Source organism: Bradyrhizobium sp. AZCC 1719, from assembly GCF_036924525.1.
Lineage (GTDB): Bacteria > Pseudomonadota > Alphaproteobacteria > Rhizobiales > Xanthobacteraceae > Bradyrhizobium.
The window spans coordinates 1,022,675-1,038,691 of the sequence record NZ_JAZHRU010000001.1; the positions used below are offsets into that span (position 1 = coordinate 1,022,675).

General features: G+C 64.4%; 11 protein-coding genes. 7 read left to right on the top strand and 4 right to left on the bottom strand.

What is annotated here, in order from left to right:
- Positions 1-40 precede the first annotated feature (40 nt).
- From V1292_RS04945 to V1292_RS04970, 6 genes are all read left to right on the top strand, one after another.
- Positions 41-361, top strand: coding sequence for a helix-turn-helix domain-containing protein (locus tag V1292_RS04945; RefSeq protein ID WP_334370711.1), 321 nt, complete (start codon positions 41-43; stop codon positions 359-361).
- Between the two features lie 223 nt (positions 362-584).
- On the top strand, positions 585-1,310 hold the full coding sequence (locus V1292_RS04950; RefSeq protein WP_334370713.1) for an outer membrane protein: 726 nt from the start codon (positions 585-587) through the stop codon (positions 1,308-1,310).
- 222 nt (positions 1,311-1,532) lie between these two features.
- Complete coding sequence (locus V1292_RS04955; RefSeq protein ID WP_334370715.1) at positions 1,533-3,656, top strand: methyl-accepting chemotaxis protein; 2,124 nt, start codon at positions 1,533-1,535, stop codon at positions 3,654-3,656.
- Between the two features lie 169 nt (positions 3,657-3,825).
- Positions 3,826-4,887: an MBL fold metallo-hydrolase gene (locus tag V1292_RS04960; protein WP_334370717.1), complete on the top strand. Its 1,062-nt coding sequence runs from the start codon at positions 3,826-3,828 to the stop codon at positions 4,885-4,887.
- A gap of 202 nt (positions 4,888-5,089) precedes the next feature.
- A complete protein-coding gene (gene hemA / locus V1292_RS04965; RefSeq protein WP_334370719.1) occupies positions 5,090-6,319 on the top strand; it encodes a 5-aminolevulinate synthase in 1,230 nt (409 codons plus the stop codon).
- 158 nt (positions 6,320-6,477) lie between these two features.
- Complete coding sequence (locus V1292_RS04970; protein ID WP_334370721.1) at positions 6,478-9,987, top strand: hybrid sensor histidine kinase/response regulator; 3,510 nt, start codon at positions 6,478-6,480, stop codon at positions 9,985-9,987.
- A gap of 24 nt (positions 9,988-10,011) precedes the next feature.
- Here the strand turns inward: V1292_RS04970 and V1292_RS04975 are convergent, their stop codons facing one another.
- Positions 10,012-11,439: an MFS transporter gene (locus V1292_RS04975; protein ID WP_334370723.1), complete on the bottom strand. Its 1,428-nt coding sequence runs from the start codon at positions 11,437-11,439 to the stop codon at positions 10,012-10,014.
- Between the two features lie 93 nt (positions 11,440-11,532).
- On the opposite strand from V1292_RS04975, the gene V1292_RS04980 reads away from it, so the two are divergent.
- Positions 11,533-12,201 carry a helix-turn-helix transcriptional regulator gene (locus V1292_RS04980; RefSeq protein ID WP_334370725.1) on the top strand — a complete coding sequence of 223 codons (669 nt, stop codon included), beginning with the start codon at positions 11,533-11,535 and terminating at the stop codon, positions 12,199-12,201.
- A gap of 62 nt (positions 12,202-12,263) precedes the next feature.
- On the opposite strand, the gene V1292_RS04985 is transcribed toward V1292_RS04980, so the two are convergent.
- The 3 genes from V1292_RS04985 to V1292_RS04995 all read right to left on the bottom strand — a co-directional run bounded on the left by V1292_RS04985 (position 12,264) and on the right by V1292_RS04995 (position 15,999).
- Positions 12,264-12,935, bottom strand: coding sequence for an HAD family hydrolase (locus tag V1292_RS04985; RefSeq protein ID WP_334370727.1), 672 nt, complete (start codon positions 12,933-12,935; stop codon positions 12,264-12,266).
- Positions 12,936-12,941: 6 nt separating this feature from the next.
- Positions 12,942-13,613: a response regulator gene (locus V1292_RS04990; protein ID WP_161856257.1), complete on the bottom strand. Its 672-nt coding sequence runs from the start codon at positions 13,611-13,613 to the stop codon at positions 12,942-12,944.
- Positions 13,614-13,866: 253 nt separating this feature from the next.
- Positions 13,867-15,999 (bottom strand): DUF294 nucleotidyltransferase-like domain-containing protein, encoded by a 2,133-nt coding sequence (locus tag V1292_RS04995; protein ID WP_334370729.1) that lies wholly within the window; start codon positions 15,997-15,999, stop codon positions 13,867-13,869.
- Positions 16,000-16,017: the final 18 nt, after the last annotated feature.

Sequence of the window (16,017 nt, forward strand, 5' to 3'; positions counted from 1 at the left end):
GTGACGCACTTCACAGATGTCGATTTGTAATGGGGAAGCCGTGACCGGAGCCGAACTGAAGAAACTTCGTCAGCATCTCGGTGAGGCCATCGGCCAGCCGCTGTCGGTGGCCGATATGGCCAAGCTCTGCGGGTTGCCGGCCGGGGATGGCGCCGACACCATCCGTAAATGGGAGGTCACCGGTCCGACCGGGCCGGTGGCGGAGCTGTTGCGCATTCTTGCGATGGCCAGCGACCACTACCCGATCCTCGAAATGTTCAACGTGTTCGACCGCCACGACGTGCCGGCGAAAGATCGCCCGGCGCGGCGGCAAGCCTTCCGCGAGCAGATGCGCAGCGACGTGCGTCGCCGCATTGGTTAAGCAAAGCTTGCCTGAGACTTGCGGAGCTAGCGAAAATTAAGCCTTTCGTTACCTTTGATTAGGCCTTCATTAAGTACAGAAAACGGCTGTCTGCCAATGGGTTGGGTTACCACCCGCTGTCACCCGGGAGTGACAGCATTTTAGATAAAAGCTGTCTATGTGCGTGGCGATGGATGACGCCCCGCACGAGGGTGTCGCCGAACGGTTTTCGGAGACCAACACAATGAAAAAGATCCTCGCCGCCCTCGTGGCCTTCGCTGCTCTCACCGCCGCCGCACCCGCCCTTGGCGCCGACCTCGGCGCAGGCCGTTATTACAACAAGGCGCCTGCCTATGCGGCGCCGATCTACAACTGGACCGGCTTCTATATCGGCGGCCATCTCGGCGCCGCCTTCAGCGGCAGCCACGACTTCAACGGCGCGGTGCTGAGCGACTCCAGCGCCCGACTGCTCGGCGGCGTTCAGGCCGGCCTCGATTGGCAGTTCGCGCCGAACTGGGTGCTCGGCACCGAGGGCCAGTATTCCTGGCTCGGCAAGAATAACCTCACCGCCACCTTCCCCGGCGGCTACGTCTACACCAATGATCAGCGCGGCCTCGGCTCGGTCACCGCCCGCATCGGCTACACCTGGGGTCCGGGCCTGCTCTACGTCAAAGGCGGCTACGCCTACTCCGACAACCGCGAGAGGCTGACGCTCGCCGGCGCGCCGATCCCCTTCCTGCTCGATGGCAACCACAGCCACGGCTACACCGTCGGCGCCGGCGTCGAGTACATGTTCGCCCCGAACTGGGCGGTCAAAGGCGAGTACATGTATTACGACTTCGGCAGCAGCCGCTTCGTTTCCCCTGCGGCGCTGGCGCCGTTCGGAAGCTTCCACAATGACGACCACACGCTGAAGCTCGGCGTCAATTATCGCTTCAACTTCGCGAGCCCCGTGGTGGCGCGCTACTGAGCGCTTTCAACTAAGAATTACAGAAGGCCGGCTTTCACGCCGGCCTTTTTTGTTTTGGTTCGGCGCCCCACATTTTCCGGTTCGCGGAAAAACCCAGTACGGCAAGCTGCCTGCCGCTAAAATTATGGCGAAAAAAGTGCCGTTTTTCCAAACTTGTTAACCGGGTATCGCGATACTGCCGCCCGAAACATCCCAAGGTAGCGTGGACGGGGCAGCGGGCAGATGGCGTTATTCAAATCAGGGACCAAGGGTATTCGCTTCGGCGTCAGGGGCAGTCTGTTTGCCGCCTTCGCCGTGATCGCCGGCATGGCGATCATCATCTCTGCCGGCGCCGGACTGATGCTCGGGCGGCTTGGCGGGACCATGGTGGACTTAAGCGGACGGGATATTCCCCGCCTCGCCGCCAGCCTTCAGCTCTCGGCGCAGAGCGCGAGCCTCGCCAGCCAGGGGCCGGCGCTGCTGGCTGCGCGCAGCGAGCAGGCGCTGAACGATCGCACCATGAAAATGAAGGAGACCCAGACGGTCGCGCTGCAGAAGCTCGGCGTGATCGTCGAACTCGGCGCCGACAAGGCGGTCGTTGCCGCGCTCAACGAGAACATGAAGAACATCGATGAGGTGATCAAGAGTCTCGGTGCGGCAGCGCGCGAGCGGCTCGAACTGGCCGCCCAGCACGAAAAACTATACGATTCGGTGCGCAAGGCTCAACGGCGCTTCATTGCCGCCGCCGGCCCTGCCGCGATCGACGCCCAGACCGAACTCTACAGCATCTACGCCGCCCCTAACTTCTCGCAGGCCGACGCCATCAAGGCCCACAGGACGGCCGACCAGCTCGCCGACATCGCCGCCAGCGGCAATCTGATGGCGTTCGACATGATCGCCGCGTTGTCGGCCACCAGCGGCGATACGTTGGAGGCCATCGGGAGGGAATTCCGCACCGCGCAGGCGCGCGTGAAGTCGAATGTCGAGAAGCTGCCCACGACCACGGCGATGAATGTCGTCCGCAAAGCGACCCTGGACTTGCTGGCGCTTGCCGACGGCAAGACCGGCGTCTTCAAGGTCCGCCAGCAGGAGCTTGACGCGGACGATTTCGGCCAGACCATTCTGGAGGAAACCCGCAAGCTCAACGTCGGCCTCGGCATCAGCGTCCAGCAATTGGTCGATGGCGTGCAGAAAGAAACCGACGCTGCGGCCTGGCAGGCGCGTCAGGAGATCTCGTTCGGGACCATGGTCATGCTCGCGCTCGGCGTGGCGACGCTGGTCGGTTCGATCCTGTTCGTCTGGCTCTATGTCGGCCGCAACATCCTGCGGCGGATCAGCAATCTGCAGCACTCGATGCAGTTGCTGTCCAGCGGCGACCTCGAAACTGAGGTCTATCAGACCCACCAGCAGGACGAGATCGGCGTCATGGCGGATTCGCTGCAGGTGTTCCGCGAGAGCATGATCCAGAGCCGCGCGCTCTCCGCCGAGCAGGACAAGGACCGCATCGTCAAGTCGGAGCGCGCCTCCCGCATGGAAGCCCGCATCGTCGAGTTTGAAAGCACCGTCCGCACCGCGCTCGACAGCCTGCAGACCGCGGCGGGCTCGATGCAATCGACCGCGCAAAGCATGTCGGCGACCGCCGATCAGTCCAGCGCGCTGGTGACCGCGGTTGCGACCGCCGCCGAGCAGACCTCGGCCAATGTGCAGACCGTATCGTCAGGCACCGAGGAATTGTCCTCCTCGATCGAGGAGATCGGCCGCCAGGTCATCACCTCGGCGGAGATCGCCCGCAAGGCGGTCGACGACGCCGGTGCGACCGACGCCACCATGCAGGGGCTTGCGGATAACGCGGCGCGGATCAGCGTGGTGGTCGACCTGATCCAGACCATCGCCTCGCAGACCAACCTTTTGGCGCTGAATGCGACCATCGAAGCGGCACGCGCCGGCGATGCCGGCCGCGGCTTTGCCGTGGTCGCCTCCGAGGTGAAGAGCCTCGCCAACCAGACCGCGAAGGCCACCGACGAGATCCGCCAGCAGATCGTCAGCATGCAGACGGTGACGGAGACCGCGGTTTCCGCGATCCGCAACATCAGCACCACGATCAGCGAGATCAACGAGGTGACCACCGCGATCGCGGCCGCGGTCGAGGAGCAGGGTGCGGCGACGCGCGAAATCGCGCGCAACATCCAGCATGCCGCGGGCGGCACCAGCGAAGTCTCCAGCAACATTGTCGGCGTCTCCAGCGCCTCGGCGCAAGCCGGAACCGCCGCCGGCCAGGTGCTGACCGCCTCCGACGCGCTGCGCCGCGAGGCCGACGTGCTGCGCGAGGAGATCGACGCGTTCCTGTCGAATATCAGGGCGGCGTAGTCGCCCCACGCTCGTCATTCCGGGGCTATGCGAAGCATAGAACCCGGAATCTCGAGATTCCCCGGTGCGCAATTGCGCACCTGAGGTCTGGTCCTTCGGACCATCCCGGAATGACAGCCAGCACTTTTTTCGGCTAGCGCGGCGCCGCCTCTACCGCTAAGCCGGTAGCATGCATTCGAAAACCGACACGGTGCAGTCCTCGGCCGAGGCACTGCGGTACCCCTTCGAAAGCCACCCGGGCCACGATCAGGTCGTCGAGGTGGTGCCCGGCGTGCTCTGGGTCCGGCTCAAGCTGCCGTTCCGGCTCAACCACGTGAACATCTATCTGCTCGCCGATGGCGATGGCTGGGCGATGGTCGATTCCGGCTTCGGTAATGAGGAATCCATTGCGGCCTGGACCACCCTGTTCGAGGGCCCGCTGCGGCACGTGAAGATCACGCGGCTGATCGTCACCCATTCGCATCCCGATCACGTCGGTCTTGCCGGGTGGATCGTCGAGCGCTTCGACTGTCCGCTGCAGATGTCGCAGGTCGAATACCTGCAATCGGTCTATCACCAGAATCGCGGCACCGAGGAGCGGCGCAACGCGCAGCGGCTGTTCTTCCGCCGCCACGGCATGGACGAGGGTCTGACCGACAAATTGCTCGGCCGCGGCCAGGACTATCTGAAGCGCGTCTCGGTGCTGCCGCCGTCCTATCGGCGCATCTCGCATGGCGACGAGGTCGTGATCGGCACCCGCCGCTTCAAGGTGATCACCGGCGGCGGCCACGCGCTCGACCAGGTGATGCTGTACTGCGCCGCCGACAAATTATTCCTCTCCGCCGACCAGGTGCTGAGCAAGATTTCGCCGAACGTCAGTGTCTGGGCCGTCGAGCCCGACCAGAACTCGCTCGGGGAATATCTGGCGTCGCTGGCGAGCCTCACCACCACGCTGCCTTACGATGTTATGGTGCTACCCGGCCACGGCGTGCCGTTTTACGGGCTGAAGACCCGCATCAAGCAACTCGCCGACCACCACGAGGACCGCTGCCGGCTGATCGCGGAAGCCTGCCGCGAAGTGCCGCAGACCTCGAAGGAGCTGGTGCCGGTCGTCTTCCACAAGCATGTGCTGGACGAGCACCAGATGGGCTTTGCCGCCGGCGAACTGGTCGCCCACGTCAACTACATGCTGGTCGAGGGCCGCCTGACATCAGAGGTGAGCGACGGCGTGTTGCGGTTCCGCACTACCTGAAACGCAGCGACCAAAGCCGCGCCGGATGGTCCAGCCACGCGGACCGCTACTCACCTAGCGCGTTGATCCGGATCAACATTTGGTCCGGCTAAGTAGCATTCCGGAGGGGTGCCGAAATGTGGGAATTCGCATAGACATCAAAGCTGGAAAGGCTCTAAAAAGGCCCCACGCCAATACGGCCGGTTCCGTTCCAGGTCTTGTGATGGATTACAGCAAATTCTTCCACGCCGCCCTCAACCGCCTGCATGACGAGCGGCGCTACCGCGTTTTCGCCGACCTCGAGCGGATCGCGGGCCGTTTCCCGCATGCGGTCTGGCACTCGCCGAAGGGCAGGCGCGATGTCGTGATCTGGTGCTCCAACGACTATCTCGGCATGGGCCAGCACCCGAAAGTGGTCGGCGCCATGGTCGAAACCGCGACCCGCGTCGGCACCGGCGCCGGCGGCACCCGCAACATCGCCGGCACCCATCATCCGCTGGTGCAGCTCGAGCAGGAGCTGGCCGACCTGCATGGCAAGCAGGCCTCGCTCTTGTTCACTTCGGGCTACGTCTCGAACCAGACCGGCATTTCGACGATCGCAAAGCTCATTCCGAACTGCCTCATTCTATCTGACGCGCTGAACCACAATTCGATGATCGAGGGCGTCCGCCAGGCCGGCTGCGAGCGCCAGATCTTCCGTCACAACGACCTCGCCCATCTCGAGGAACTGTTGATCGCTGCGGGCCCCGACCGGCCCAAGCTGATCGCCTGCGAGAGCCTCTATTCGATGGACGGCGATGTCGCGCCGCTTTCCAAAATCTGCGATCTCGCCGAGAAATACGGCGCCATGACCTATGTCGACGAGGTCCATGCGGTCGGCATGTACGGCCCGCGCGGCGGCGGCATCGCCGAGCGCGACGGCGTCATGCACCGCATCGACGTGCTCGAAGGCACGCTCGCCAAGGCGTTCGGCTGCCTCGGCGGCTATATCGCCGGCAAGGCCGAGATCATCGACGCGGTTCGCTCCTACGCGCCGGGCTTCATCTTCACCACCGCGCTGCCGCCGGCGATCTGCTCGGCCGCAACGGCTGCGATCCGGCATTTGAAGACCTCGAACTGGGAACGCGAGCGCCACCAGGACCGCGCCGCCCGGGTCAAGGCGATCCTCAATGCTGCCGGGCTGCCCGTGATGTCGAGCGACACCCACATCGTGCCGCTGTTCGTCGGCGATCCCGAGAAGTGCAAGCAGGCCTCCGACATCCTCCTGGAAGAGCACGGCATCTACATCCAGCCGATCAACTATCCGACGGTCGCCAAGGGCACCGAGCGGCTGCGGATCACGCCCTCGCCCTACCACGATGACGGGCTGATCGATCGGCTCGCCGAAGCGTTGCTGCAGGTCTGGGACCGCCTCGGGCTGCCCGTGAGGCAGAAATCGCTGGCGGCCGAGTAACCCTACCCTCCTGATCCCTTCGAATTGGGCCGGTGGCGTCGTGCGCTGCCGGCCCAAAGCGTCTATATTCACCTCTTCCGGCCATGGCGTTTACGTCCGGCTGGCGTGACGAACACACGTCCGCAATCCAAGCGCCGGGATAGGGAGACCCGAGAGCGATGCTGCACGACTGGGGCGTAATCGCCACCGCGTTCGCCTATATCGGACTGCTGTTCGTCGTCGCCAGCTACGGCGACCGCCTGTCGCCGAGCCAGCGCGGCCGCGCCAGCATGCTGATCTACCCATTGTCGCTGGCGATCTACTGCACCTCCTGGACCTTCTTCGGTTCGGTCGGCTTCGCCACCCGCACCAGCGTCGACTTCCTCGCGATCTATGTCGGGCCGATCCTGATGATCGGGCTTTGCACGCCGCTGCTGCGGCGCGTGATCCAGCTCGCCAAGTCGCAGAACATCACCTCGATCGCCGACTTCATCGCGGCGCGCTACGGCAAGAGCCAGGCGGTCGCCGCCACCGTGGCGGTCATCGCGATCGTGGGCTCGGTGCCCTACATCGCGCTGCAGCTCAAGGCGGTGGCCTCGTCGCTGGAAACGATCCTGACCGAGGACAAGCTGTTCTCGTCGATCCCGCTGATCGGCGACATCGCGCTTGTCGTCACCTTGGCGATGGCGGCATTCGCGGTGCTGTTCGGCACCCGCCAGACCGACGCCACCGAGCATCAGCACGGCCTGATGCTGGCGATCGCCACCGAGTCCATCGTCAAGCTGGTGGCCTTTATCGCCGCCGGCGCGTTCGTCACCTTCTGGATGTTCACGCCCGTCGAACTGATCGAGCGCGCGATGAAGACACCGGAGGCAGTGCGCGCCATCAGCTACGTGCCGTCGATCGGCAATTTCCTGACCATGACGCTGTTGTCGTTTTGCGCGATCATGCTGCTGCCGCGCCAGTTCCACGTCAGCGTGGTCGAGAATTCCAGTCTCGAGGAGGTCAATCGCGCCCGCTGGCTGTTTCCGCTCTATCTGATCGCCATCAACCTGTTCGTGATTCCGATCGCGATCGCCGGTCTCGTCACCTTCCCGTTCGGCGCCGTCGACAGCGACATGTATGTGCTGGCGCTGCCGATCGAGGCCAATTCCGCGCTGCTCAGCATCGCCGTGTTCGTCGGCGGCCTGTCGGCCGCGACCGCGATGGTGATCGTCGAATGCGTCGCGCTCTCCATCATGGTCTCCAACGACATCGTGCTGCCGATGGTGCTGAAGGGAAGTCCCGGGGCGCGCTACGGCAGCAAGGATTTCGGCGACTTCCTGCTCAAGATTAGGCGCTTGGCGATCTTCGCCATCATGGTGATGGCGTATTTCTACTACCGCGCGCTCGGCAACACCCAGTTGGCGGCGATCGGCCTGCTGTCGTTCGCGGCGCTGGCGCAGCTCGCGCCGGCGTTCTTCGGCGGCCTGCTGTGGCGCCAGGGAACCGCACGCGGGGCGATGGGCGGCATGCTGGTCGGCATCGCCGTGTGGCTCTACACGCTGTTCCTGCCGAGTTTCCTGGAGGGCAGTACGGCCGGCCTTCTGCTGCTGCAGCAGGGGCCGTTCGGCATCACAGCACTACGTCCGCAAGCGCTGCTCGGCACCGAGCTGCCGCCGCTGATGCATGGCGTGTTCTGGTCGCTCGCGCTCAACATCCTGACCTATGTCGTGATGTCGCTCGCGCGTCAGCCGTCCTCGATCGAACGGCTGCAGGCGGACCTGTTCGTGCCGAACACGCTGGCGCCGATCGCCCCGACGTTCCGGCGCTGGCGCACGACCGTGACCGTGCAGGACATCCAGAGCACGGTGGCGCAATATCTCGGCCCCGAGCGCGCGGCCCAGGCCTTCGAGACCTTTGCGGCCGGTCATCCCGGCAGCCTCGATCCGGCGGCACCTGCCGATTTCGAGCTGCTGCAATACGCCGAGCGCCTGATCGCCTCCTCGATCGGCGCGGCCTCCTCGCGCCTCGTGATGTCGCTTCTCTTGCGCAAGCGCACCGTCTCCGCCAAGGCCGCGCTGAAGCTGCTCGACGATTCGCACGCCGCGCTGCATTTCAACCGCGAGATCCTGCAGACCGCGCTCAACCATGTGCGCCAGGGCATCGCGGTGTTCGACGCCGATCTGCAACTGATCTGCTCGAACCGCCAGTTTGACGAAATTCTCGCGCTGCCGCCGCACCTCGTGCAGTTCGGCATTCCCTTGCAGGAAATCCTCGAATTCATGGGCGCGGTCAGCGCATCCGGCGCCGGCGATCCCGATACGCTATTGGCGCGGCGGCTGGAGGCCTACACCACCGAGGGCGAGCCCTATCTGGAGCGCCTGGCCGATCGCCATATGGTGATCGAGGTCCGCTCCAACCGGATGCCGGGCGGCGGCCTCGTCATCACCTTCTCCGACGTGACCCCGAGCTTCGAGGCCGCCGAGGCGCTGGAGCGCGCCAATGCGACGCTGGAAAAGCGCGTGCGCGACCGCACCGAGGAACTCACCCGCCTGAACTCCGAACTGGCGCTGGCCAAGAGCACCGCCGAGGACGCCAACATCTCGAAGACCCGGTTCCTCGCCGCAGCCAGCCACGACATCCTGCAGCCGCTCAACGCGGCGCGGCTCTACGTCACGAGCCTCGTCGAGCGGCAGAACGGCGGCGAGGATTCCCGCCTGGTCGAAAACATCGACGACTCGCTGGAGGCGATCGAGGAGATCCTCGGCGCGCTGCTGGACATCTCGCGGCTCGATGCGGGGGCAATGACGACCTCGATCTCGAGCTTCAAGATGGCCGACCTGATGCGCTCGCTGGAGATCGAGTTTGCGCCGATCGCCCGCGCCAAGGGGCTGGAGCTGACCTTCGTCCCCTGCTCGCTGCCGGTGCAATCCGACCGCTCGCTGCTGCGGCGGCTGTTGCAGAATTTCATCTCGAACGCCATCAAATACACCCCGCGCGGGCGCGTGCTGGTCGGCTGCCGCCGCCACGGACAATCCCTGCAGATCGCCGTCTACGATACCGGCGTCGGCATTCCCGTGATGAAGCGCGGCGAGATTTTCAAGGAATTCCACCGCCTCGAGCAGGGCGCACGGATCGCCCGCGGCCTCGGTCTCGGCCTATCGATCGTCGAGCGGCTGGCGCGCGTGCTCAACCACGGCATCGCGATCGACGCCAACGTCAGCGGCGGCTCGGTATTTTCGGTGACCGTGCCGGTCGCCAAGGCGGTCAACTACACCCACGCCGTCACCAGCGCGACGCCGCTTTCCAAGATGCCTATGAGTGGCGCCTTGATCGTCTGCATCGAGAACGATCCGGCGATTCTCGACGGTATGAAGACATTGCTGACGGCCTGGAACGCCGAGGTGATCGCGGTAGCTGACCCGGAAGCCGCGATCGCTGCGATCGAATCGTCCGGCCACAGCGTGACCGGCCTTCTGGTCGACTATCATCTCGACCGCGGCAACGGCGTTGCCGCGATCCGCGAGATCCGTCGCCGCTTCGGCGAGAACATTCCCGCGATCCTGATCACGGCCGATCGCAGCCCGAACGTCCGCGCCGCCGCGCGCGAGGAAGATGTCGCGATCCTCAACAAGCCGGTCAAGCCAGCCTCGCTCCGCGCCCTGCTCGGCCAGTGGCGCGCGCAGCAGTTGGTCGCGGCGGAGTAGCGATCTACTTCCTTTCGATGTTCGCTATTGGCCGGCTGGCGAGACACACCAGGGCTTGCGCAAGGAGCGCAAGCGCAGCCCTGTCAGGAAAGCGAGCATCGCGGACACGACAAAGCCGGCTGGCACCCAGAAAGCGGCGCGCGCCATTCCCTCGTCCGGAATTGCAGCCGATAGTCCGCTGGCATTCGCTATCAGCCCTGCTATTGCCGCACCGAATGCAAAGCCCATCTGCTGGACCGTCGGGACCGACGATGCCGCGACTACCTCGTTGCCCGCCTTTGCGCTGTCCATAATCCGGTGCGCGACGAAGGGCCAACATTGGCCGATGCCCGCACCCAGCATGGCGATTGCCGGGACCAGCAGGAATGCCGAGACCGTAGCGTCAGGCACGAGAAGCCCGATGGCCATCAGGCTCAGTCCCATGGTTGCCGGCCCGGTCAACATCAATCGATCCGGCCAGCGTACCGACGCCCCGGCGGTTGCAAGCGAGGCAATGGTCCACGCCAGCGAGGCGCTGGCGACGGCAAAGCCGGCCGAGAGCGGATCGAAGCCATGCAACTGCTGCAGGAACATGGGCACGTAGATCTGAAGCGGGCTGAAGGTGATGCAGAGCAGCAGCGCAAGCCATAGCCCGACACCCGTTTGTGTGCGCCATGAAAACGCGTCGCTCGGCAGCAGCCGGGTCATCGACAAACGGTCGAGCCGCAACATCGCCGCGAGCAAGACGATGGCCGCGACGATCAGCCCCGATTTTGCAAGCGGTGTCACAACGACAGATGCGGCGGACGTTGCAGCAATCGCAAGACAGATCAGAGCGACCCGTCCGGCGGGCACGCGCAGGGGTGACGTTCTACGGGCCGTCACAGACGGTAAGATGAAGAAGGCGCTTATTGCCAGGGCAACGGCGATAAGCGCGGCCGCGACAAAGGCACTGCGCCAGCTACCAAAATGGGCGAACACCCCGCCGACGAGGGGGCCGATCAGGACCGACATACTCCAACTGGTCGACATCAGTGCAATCGTCCGTGACCAGGCCGACTCCGGAAACGTTCCGCGGACCAGCACATAGGCGACGGCAGCCTCCAGGCCGCCGCCGAATCCCTGAATGAGCCTGCCGACAACGATCCAGCCCATCGCCGGGGCCAATGCGCAAAGCAACGCGCCGAAGCCGAATATCGTTACCCCCGCGCAATAGGCTGTCCGGGAGCCAACCGCGGTCGCAAGCACGCCAGCACAACTTGCCGCGACGATAGAGGAGGCAAGATAGGCGGTGGTCGGCCAACTCAACATTGCGACGCCACCGAGTTCACCAACGATGGATGGCAGCACAGTCGTCAGCATCAACACGTTCATGGATTGCAGCAGCACCCCGCCGAGCAGGATAGCGAGTATCGGAATCCGTTCCGGTTTGAAGAGCGATCGCCATCCCTCCCGGATTGAGTCCTGCTCCATGTCGGCGGCCTCCCTCCGGACGAACGCGCTGGGAGTTGCCAGCAATAGACAGCCGGGTTATTTTAGATAGCATTTTGTTTCTAAAATAGGCACGTGAGTCAAGACCAAGACCGCAGTCAGGATCGCATCCTGTTTCACCTGAAGACGCGCGGACCGCAGGTCGCCGCCGACGTCGGCTCGCGCCTTGACATGACCCCGGCCGGCGCGCGCCAGCATCTCCTCAAGCTTGAAGCAGCAGGCTTGGTAGAGAGCGAGGACCAACGCGAAGGGCGCGGGCGGCCAAGGAAATACTGGCGGTTGACGCAGCGCGGCCACGAGCGGTTCCCCGACCGTCACTCCGATTTGACCCTGGATTTATTGCAATCCATGCGCGACGTCTTTGGAGACGAGGGCCGGGAAAGGCTGATCGAGCACCGCGAGCGTGCGACCGTCGCCAGCTACCGCAAAGTCGTCGGGGCGCAAGGTTCGCTTCGTCAAAAGCTGGCGGCCCTCGCACGGATTCGAAGCCGTGAAGGCTACATGGCGAGCGTGGCCAAAGACACCCGAGACAGCTTTCTATTGATCGAAAACCACTGCCCGATTTGCGCGGCAGCGACCGCTTGCCAAGGTCTCTGTCGTTCGGAACTTGCGGTCTTCCGCGCGGTACTGGGGACCGACGTGACCGTTGAGCGCATCGATCATATTCTCGCTGGCGCTCGTCGCTGCGCGTACCGGATCACGCGGCGGCAAGCGTCTGGAGGATCGCCCAGACATGGGCCTTGATGGTCGCCTCTTAAACCCGAGCATGGATGGAGCGCATCACCTCGTCGCACATTCAACGCCGCTCACCAGTTCATGGCAGCGCCAACCCGTCTGATCAGTTCGAGGTCGTCAAAGCTTTCGGCCGTGCAGACCGCACCCGCAGCGATCAGATCGTCATGGCCGAGGCTCGTCCGTATTCCAATCGTCGCGATACCGGCCGCCGAAGCGGATTGAACGCCGGACCGGGAATCCTCGAATGCGAGCGACCGGCCGGGCGCGGCGCCGACTGCGCGCAAACCCTCCAGATACGGCATGGGGTGTGGCTTTCCGTGCGCAAGCTCGTCGCCGATTATGACAGCCTTGAACCGATGCATGATGCCAAGTCCCATGAGCATCATTTCGGCGTTGAGCCGGGGCGCGTTCGTCACCGCCACCATGGAAATACCGGTGCGATCCGCGCGGTCAAGTAACCGCATCAGGCCCGGCAATGGCTGAATTTGCCCCGAAGCAAGCTTGCGGAAGGTTTCTTCCTTCTCTGCGATAATGGCCACCTGACGCTCCGGCGAATGGTCCGGCAAAAATCGCTCGCTGATGGAAGCATTGGAAAAACCCATCAGCTCTTTCGAAGCGCGCTCGCGATCGAAAATGTGACCATGAGGACCAAATACCTGGTTGAACGCTTCCAGATGGAGCGCATCCGTATCAGCCAGCGTGCCGTCGATGTCGAACAGCAGCGCCCGTCCCGACCCAGCCATACACGATCACCCCGTCGGCGTGCCCTGGCGCCACTGGCCGCCGGAGATTTTCGCCGCCGCGATCACCGCCTGCGTCCGGCTTTCGACGCCGAGCTTCTGCAGAATCGCCGAGACGTGCGCCTTGATGGTCGCTTCGGAGACGCCGAGCTCATAGGCGATCTGCTTGTTGAGCAGCCCCTCCGACAGCATCATCAGCACCCGCACCTGCTGCGGGGTCAGCGTCACCAGGCGGTCGCGCAGCCGCGTCATGTCGGGGTCGGTGGCCGACGAGAGATCGGTGTCCGGCGGCACCCAGACGTCGCCCTCCATCACCTTCATGATGGCGTCGCGCAGTGTCTCGACGCCGAAGCGCTTGGGGATGAAACCGGAGGCGCCGAAATCGAGCGACCGCCGGATCGTGCCCGCATCGTCGCTCGCCGACACGATCACCACCGGGATCGCCGGATATTGCGCCCGCAGGTAGATCAGCCCTGAGAAGCCCGAAATCCCCGGCATCGTGAGATCGAGCAGGATCAGGTCGACGTCGGAATCCCGCTCGAGCAGCGCGGTGAGTTCATCGAACGTGCCGGCTTCGCTGATGGCGGCCGAAGCCACGACACTGGCAACCGCCTGCCGCAGAGCGTCGCGAAAGAGCGGATGGTCATCGGCGATGACGAGGTGGGTATTGGCAGCAGCGATCATCTGTTCCGGGCGCCGACAAGAGGTCGGGAAAGCATGCAAGTCGTTGCTGATTGACAGCAATTTTATTGTCCACTGTCGGGAAGCGACTTGCAAGGCAACCTTTCCCACGTCGCGCAAAAGCAGTTAATCGGCACCAATTTCCTTCGAATGGTGCAGCGCAAAAAAATGAACAAACTCGGGATTTGCGCCGCGCCGGCCGAGCCACAGGGAACTCGGAGAAAATGCTTCGCTTTCGAAAAGACGCGTTGCGTCAACCCCTGAACAGGAGGTCGCGGCCGAGCTCATCGATGGTGGAGACAGCAGCAAGTGCCGTACGCAGCCGATCTAGGTCGCGGCCCGACAATCGCTTCACGGCAACCGCGTTGGAAGGCCGGATGCCGTGGGCGATGTCCTCAACCTGCTGCGACAGGATGAGATCGAGAAAGGTGCCCTGGGCTTCGCCAAGCGCATCGAGATCGCTCTCGCTGGCCCGAACCCTCGCCTTCACGCCGGCCAGTCGCGCCGACGTCGACCGTTCCATGACGTGATAGCGGATTGCCATTGCGCGCACCCATGCAACGAGACCAAACAGTCCGGCCGCCTTGAGGTCGATACGGCCAGCGACCGTGCGGATCCCGCCGAAAAATTTCAGGCTCGCCGGAACGCTGACGTTCTCGACCAACAGTTTGATAAACGCGACCTGGCCTTCGGCCGCCGCGAAGGCCGCCTGACGCACCGCAACGGCAAGGCCGCCGTCGCCGTGAACCGCCCGCAGGTCGAAGAAGATATCGACGGACAACAAATCGGCGGGACTGGAACGTGTGATCCACTTGTCGACGCGATCCTGCCATGTTGCCACCGAGCCGCGCCAAAGCGCGTTCTTCGCCATGACGCCGCCCTTGCAATAGGGCACCCCGACCTCGTGCAGGATATCGGCGACATGCGTTGCGAGTTCGGCAAACCAGCGATCCTCCTCGCCGTCGGGCTCGCCCTGCGCGAAGATCACGGCGTTGTCCTGATCCATCGCCAACAAGCTCTCGCCGCGTCCGGCCGATCCGAGCACCAGCAGCGCATACTCGCACGGCGGCCCGCCTCGGCCGCTCTCCCGCATGATCCGCTCGGCGATCACCGCGGCCTGGCGAGAAAGAGCGCCCAGTTCGCGGGAAATGACTTCGGCGATATCGCGGCCGGACAATCCTTCCGCCAGAAGCAATTCCGCAACTCGCGGCAACTTCGCCCAGGCCGCCGCCAGCGCATGCGCGTCGGCGGCGGCGTCGATTTCGTCGCCGAGCGATATGGCCTCGCCCGCACGCAGGCGCAGCAGATCGCGAGCCGATAATGCGCCGATCACGCAGCCCTTCTCGTCGATGACGCCGAGATGTCGGGTCTTGAGACGATTCATCCGGCCGATAGCGCGGTAGACGAACGCTTCCGCCGGGACCGCCGCCAGCGGCTGGCTCATGATCTCGGCGACCGGCCGTTGCATCGCGGGGGCGCCATCCCGGGCCAAGGCGCGCAACACGTCGCGTTCCGTGACAATGCCTGCGTCAGCCGCCCTGATCTCCGGCGCAGACTGCGGCCCGTTGACGTAGACCGCCGAGATCTTCTCGTCTGTCATTCGCGCCAGCGCATCGCCGATCTTGGTATCCGGTGAGACGAAGATCGCGGGCGTCCGCATGATGCCGCGGATGCGATGGCGGAACGCATAGCTGTCGAAACGCTGCAGCGTCTCCTCGGCATCGACGCGGGCCGTGGCGTCGACAGCGTCGATCCAGCCGCTGCGCACCTGATCGTCGAGCACGGCGATAAGTGCGCGACAGGCGCGTTCGGCTTCGGCAACAGTCCGGATGCCGTGCTCACGCAGCTTCGGCACCAGCGCCAGGAATATCCGTGCGGCCATGACCGCATCGCCGAGCGCGGAGTGCCGACCGGCCGTCTCGACGCCGAGCCAGCCTGCGAGCTTCTCCAGCGTGTAACCGGCCAATTCGGGCGCGGCGATCTGCGCCAGCAGCCGGGTATCGAGCGTTCTCGGCCGCGACCACGGAATGCCGGCCAGGTCGCATTCGCGCTTGAGGACCGCCAGATCGAAGCCGACCGTGTGGCCGATCACGACGGATCCGCCGAGAAACGCCTTGAAGCCCGGCCAGACCTCCGCGAACGGCGGCGCCCCCGCGACGATAGCGTCGTCGATGCCATGAATGCGGGTGGCTGCAGCCGGAATCGATTCCCCTGCCGGCCGCAGCAATCGGCGAAACGTATCGCCGGCTGCGAGCTTTCCGGCCGAGAGGCGCACGCCAGCAAGCTCGATCACCCGCGCCTTGCGCGGATCGAGTCCGGTCGTCTCCGTATCGATGACAACGGCGTCGAGCGACAAAAGCAGGGCCCCGCCGGCCGTCCTGTCCATCGACTCCTCCCGCTCGCG

Bases quoted from the DNA above. Each gene is read 5' to 3' on its own strand.
- V1292_RS04950 (WP_334370713.1), top strand. From the start codon at position 585: ATGAAAAAGATCCTCGCCGCCCTCGTGGCCTTCGCTGCTCTCACCGCC.
- V1292_RS04955 (WP_334370715.1), top strand. From the start codon at position 1,533: ATGGCGTTATTCAAATCAGGGACCAAGGGTATTCGCTTCGGCGTCAGG.
- V1292_RS04960 (WP_334370717.1), top strand. From the start codon at position 3,826: ATGCATTCGAAAACCGACACGGTGCAGTCCTCGGCCGAGGCACTGCGG.
- hemA (WP_334370719.1), top strand. From the start codon at position 5,090: ATGGATTACAGCAAATTCTTCCACGCCGCCCTCAACCGCCTGCATGAC.
- V1292_RS04970 (WP_334370721.1), top strand. From the start codon at position 6,478: ATGCTGCACGACTGGGGCGTAATCGCCACCGCGTTCGCCTATATCGGA.
- V1292_RS04975 (WP_334370723.1), bottom strand. From the start codon at position 11,439: ATGGAGCAGGACTCAATCCGGGAGGGATGGCGATCGCTCTTCAAACCG.
- V1292_RS04985 (WP_334370727.1), bottom strand. From the start codon at position 12,935: ATGGCTGGGTCGGGACGGGCGCTGCTGTTCGACATCGACGGCACGCTG.
- V1292_RS04995 (WP_334370729.1), bottom strand. From the start codon at position 15,999: ATGGACAGGACGGCCGGCGGGGCCCTGCTTTTGTCGCTCGACGCCGTT.